Raw genomic sequence first — 4,071 nt, forward strand, 5'->3', positions numbered from 1 at the left:
AATCTGAGCCAGAATGAGGTTCATTCTGACCCAGATTTGATTTTGTACAACCCATCAGTCCTTATTGACAAAGAGCCCAAAAAAATGAAGCTATTCTTCTTTGAATAGCTTCATGAATGGAATAACTAAAATAACAAATAAAATAATATTTAATAGCAGTGTCGGTGCTAAGAAACGAGAGACAAAAAATGAAGTATTGACTGTTGCTATTTTAAATAACAACTGTATCCCCAAAGTTACCATTTCAAGACCCGTAACGAAAATAATCATTCCAAAAAACATGGTGAATATGTTTTGGTATAGCGTTTTATTTAAAATATACATGATCCACACAATCATCGGGAATGCGACAGCATAAATACCAATTATGCCAATATAGTAAAGATCATACAAGCATCCAATGATCAATGCGGTTATAATCAAGTAGTTTTTAGGCAAATATCTGGCACTACATAGGAAGGCAATCAATAGTAAATGTGCACTCGCTATATAATTATCTTGCGTCCAGCGCTCAAGTAAACGGGTTAATTGTCCATCTAACAACATCATCAAGAAAAAAAATGCTCCGGCAAAGTACTTTAAATACGTATTTTTTTTCATGCCTATTTGTCACCCGCCAAACGTTTGATAATAGTAACTGCTTGAATATCATACATTTGTGCATAAGGTTTTACATATACTTTTGTATCTAATCCAAATTCATCTTTGGTGGTACTAACAACTGTCCCAACAGCAAGGTCGGCTGGAGAATTCCCTCCTAATCCCGAGGTTTGTACAACATCGCCTTCTTTCAATTGTGTACTTCCAGTCAATTGACTGATAACCAAGGACTTCTCTTTTTGATCATAACTACTTAGAATTCCAAAAGTTTCGCCGTCTTTCCCGCTGATTCGAACAGGAAAATGATTTGAATTTTGATTTTCAGAAGTCAACAATTCGATTTTTGAAGATGCTGCATTCACTTCAATCACACGCCCAATCAAACCTTTTTGGGACATAACCGCCATATTTACTTCGACACCATCTTTCGTGCCACGATCCACAACAAGCATGTCTTGCCATGTATCTGGTGAACGATTAATAACATTGGCAGTAATTTTTTCATAGTTAGTCAATGTTTCGTTTAACTCAAGCTCTTCTTTCAATGATTCGATTTCTCGCTTGTAATTTTCATTTGATCGAGCAATCTCATCATAACTATCGATTTTCTCTTTTAAACGTTCGTTTTCTTCATACGTGACAAAAAGTTTCTTTACAGAGTTTGCACCGGTTTCGATCCACCGTACTGGAGCTGTAATCACCTTGTCCACGATACCAATCGTGTCGTTGACTGCCGATTGCACAAAACTGGATGAATTCCCAACTGCTCTTCTAGCAATCGTCACACTCAACACAGAAACAACTAAAATCACAATAATTAACGTGATTATGATATTTTTATTAGGATTAAACTTTTTCACAAAGACACCTCAATGAGTTCCAAACTGATAGCCTTAATTTTACCACTAAAACGATGTAAACAAAAGTTAAGTTGTACGTCTTAATGCTTTTTTTGTAATTAGCTTTCTGAAATTTTCAAAAATAAAAAAAGAGACTTGACTGTCTCTTAATCTTTGCTTTGAATAACAGCAATAATTCCCGTTTCAAATATAAAGGATGCTTCATCCGTTATGAATTCATTACTAGCAAATGATGTAGGATGTTCAACCTTCACATTTTCCAATAGGTATTTGCTTTCCATTAATGAAAGATTGTCAATGGGAGTCAGACAACAATATGCCAGATATTTCATGCCCTTTTCTTTACGTATGGAATACTTCCCTGGCAAAAAGAACCGAATGACATTTTGCTTATCTAATAGACTAATATTATGAGCGAAAGGCTGAAACCGTTTCTCCAGTACAATCCATAAATTTGCTAAAAAATGATCGATTCTTCCACCAGTTGCACCGATAATATCAATCTTTGCATTGGGAAAATGCTCAATAGCCATCAATAATGCGAGTTGCGTATCCGTATCGTCTTTTTCTGCCGGAGCTTGAAAAAAATTTTTTGCATTCTGTCGCACTCGTTCTCTTTCTTCAGAAGAAAGAGAGTCAAAATCACCAATCGCAAAATCTAAAGGCAAATCCTCCTCAAGCAGATAAAATGATCCCCGATCAATACCAATGTATTTATCATACTTCTTTAGAGACGGCCAAGTTTGCTTTTTGCCACCTGCAACTAGAAGAATATTCATTTATTACAACACTTCTTTCAATGCTTTGATTTGATCAGCAGGACTGTCCGCGTCATAGATGTAGCTACCAGCAACAAACACATTGGCACCAGCTTCTAAACAGATCCGAGCTGTTTTTGGAACGATTCCACCATCTACTTCGATATCATAGTGATACCCATTTTTCTCTTTCAATTGTGCTAGTTCCTTGATTTTAGCAACTGTTTCTTCGATAAAAGATTGTCCACCGAATCCAGGGTTCACAGTCATTACCAATACTTGATCACACATGGATAGTACATGTTGAATAGCGGCTACTGGCGTACCAGGGTTGATAACAATTTCCGCCTTTACATTTTCATTTAAAATCATTTGAATTGCGCGATGAATGTGGGGAGTAGCTTCGGCATGAACTCCAATTATATCGGCACCAGCTTCGGCAAACGCATGAATATAATTTTCTGGCTGAGTAATCATCAAATGAACATCCAGTGGCAACTTAGTTATCGGACGAATAGCTTTGACAACATTTGGTCCTAAAGTAATATTAGGAACAAATTGGCCATCCATTACATCTATATGGATGTAATCCGCGCCGTTTTTTTCTACAAGTTCAATGTCCCGTTGCAGATTCGCAAAATCCGCACTTAAAATTGATGGTGCTAGTTTAATCATATTCGTTTCCCTCACTTATTTTTCTTTTTATAAATTGGACGACGATTTTCAATCTCCTCTAAAAATTGAACATAGTTTTTATACCGGGTAAGTGCAACTGTTTGCTGTTCAACTGCTTCTTTTACAGCACAATTTGGCTCATTTAAATGCATACACTCACGAAAACGACATTGGTGTGCCAATGCTAAAAATTCTGGAAACTGTTTGGGCAATTGTCCACTATCGATTTCCAAAAAATCGATTGAGCTGAATCCAGGGGTATCAGCCACTAACCCATCATATAATGTCAATAATTCTACATGTCGCGTTGTATGTTTCCCTCGACCTAATGACTCAGAAATTTCGGCCGTTTCCAAATCTAGCTCTGGGACTATTCGGTTAAGCAATGTGGATTTTCCTGCGCCAGATTGTCCCATAAAAACTGTCAGTCGTTCCGGGAAAATTCTTTGTAACTCCAGAAGATCGCTATTATCTGCTTTTGAAACAATGACTTGGTAACCAATTTGTTGGTACAAAGCGGCAATTTTTTGAACCTCACTTTGATCACTCACTAAGTCTGTTTTACTCAAAAAGATAATTGGTTCAATCTCTTTATACTCCAGTGTAACTAAAAACCGATCTAATAGATTAAATGAGAAATTAGGCTGGATCAAACTTGTCACCACTACACCTTGATCCACATTGGCCACTGGTGGACGTATCAATTCATTTTTTCTCGGCAGTATCTCTAACAAGTATCCATCAGTTGGATTACTACTTTCAAAAATAACTTCATCCCCAACAAGCGGCGTGATTTTTCTGTTTCTGAAGTTTCCTCTTGCTCGAGTTTGAAAGATAGTATCTTCAGACTCTACATAATAGAATCCACTAAGAGCTTTGATTATTTGTCCTTTCAAAAATTCTCCTCCTCATTTCTTTTTATTGTAACATATTTATAACTCATGAATAAATTTCTCACCAATAAAAAAAGCCTGAAGAAGACTCTTCAGACAAAAAAATCGGGAAGACAGGATTCGAACCTGCGACCCCTTGGTCCCAAACCAAGTGCTCTACCAAGCTGAGCTACTTCCCGATAATAGATATTAAAAAAATAAAAAGACTACGCGCCCAAGAGGAGTCGAACCCCTAACCTTTTGATCCGTAGTCAAACACTCTATCCAATTGAGCTATGGGCGCAT

5 protein-coding genes and 2 tRNA genes are annotated in these 4,071 nt (G+C 36.9%); all 7 read right to left on the reverse strand.

Going from position 1 to position 4,071, the window contains the following annotated elements; genetic code table 11:
- Positions 1-90 precede the first annotated feature (90 nt).
- The 7 genes from mreD to AB5Z52_RS16115 all read right to left on the reverse strand — a co-directional run bounded on the left by mreD (position 91) and on the right by AB5Z52_RS16115 (position 4,069).
- On the reverse strand, positions 91-600 hold the full coding sequence (mreD, locus tag AB5Z52_RS16085; protein ID WP_021150867.1) for a rod shape-determining protein MreD: 510 nt from the start codon (positions 598-600) through the stop codon (positions 91-93).
- A gap of 2 nt (positions 601-602) precedes the next feature.
- A complete protein-coding gene (gene mreC / locus AB5Z52_RS16090) occupies positions 603-1,460 on the reverse strand; it encodes a rod shape-determining protein MreC (RefSeq protein WP_005469711.1) in 858 nt (285 codons plus the stop codon).
- 146 nt (positions 1,461-1,606) lie between these two features.
- Positions 1,607-2,239 carry a thiamine diphosphokinase gene (locus AB5Z52_RS16095; protein WP_003128805.1) on the reverse strand — a complete coding sequence of 211 codons (633 nt, stop codon included), beginning with the start codon at positions 2,237-2,239 and terminating at the stop codon, positions 1,607-1,609.
- A 3-nt stretch (positions 2,240-2,242) separates the two neighbouring features.
- Positions 2,243-2,890, reverse strand: coding sequence for a ribulose-phosphate 3-epimerase (gene rpe, locus AB5Z52_RS16100; protein ID WP_034707063.1), 648 nt, complete (start codon positions 2,888-2,890; stop codon positions 2,243-2,245).
- A gap of 14 nt (positions 2,891-2,904) precedes the next feature.
- Positions 2,905-3,789, reverse strand: a complete 885-nt coding sequence (rsgA, locus tag AB5Z52_RS16105; protein WP_003128803.1) for a ribosome small subunit-dependent GTPase A — start codon at positions 3,787-3,789, stop codon at positions 2,905-2,907.
- A 102-nt stretch (positions 3,790-3,891) separates the two neighbouring features.
- Positions 3,892-3,965, reverse strand: a tRNA-Pro gene (locus AB5Z52_RS16110).
- Positions 3,966-3,995: 30 nt separating this feature from the next.
- Positions 3,996-4,069: transfer RNA gene (locus AB5Z52_RS16115), tRNA-Arg, on the reverse strand.
- Positions 4,070-4,071: the final 2 nt, after the last annotated feature.

Origin of the sequence: Enterococcus sp. RTP21361st1_A6_RTP21361_211029 (genome assembly GCF_040910045.1) — a bacterium.
Taxonomy (GTDB): domain Bacteria; phylum Bacillota; class Bacilli; order Lactobacillales; family Enterococcaceae; genus Enterococcus_D; species Enterococcus_D gallinarum.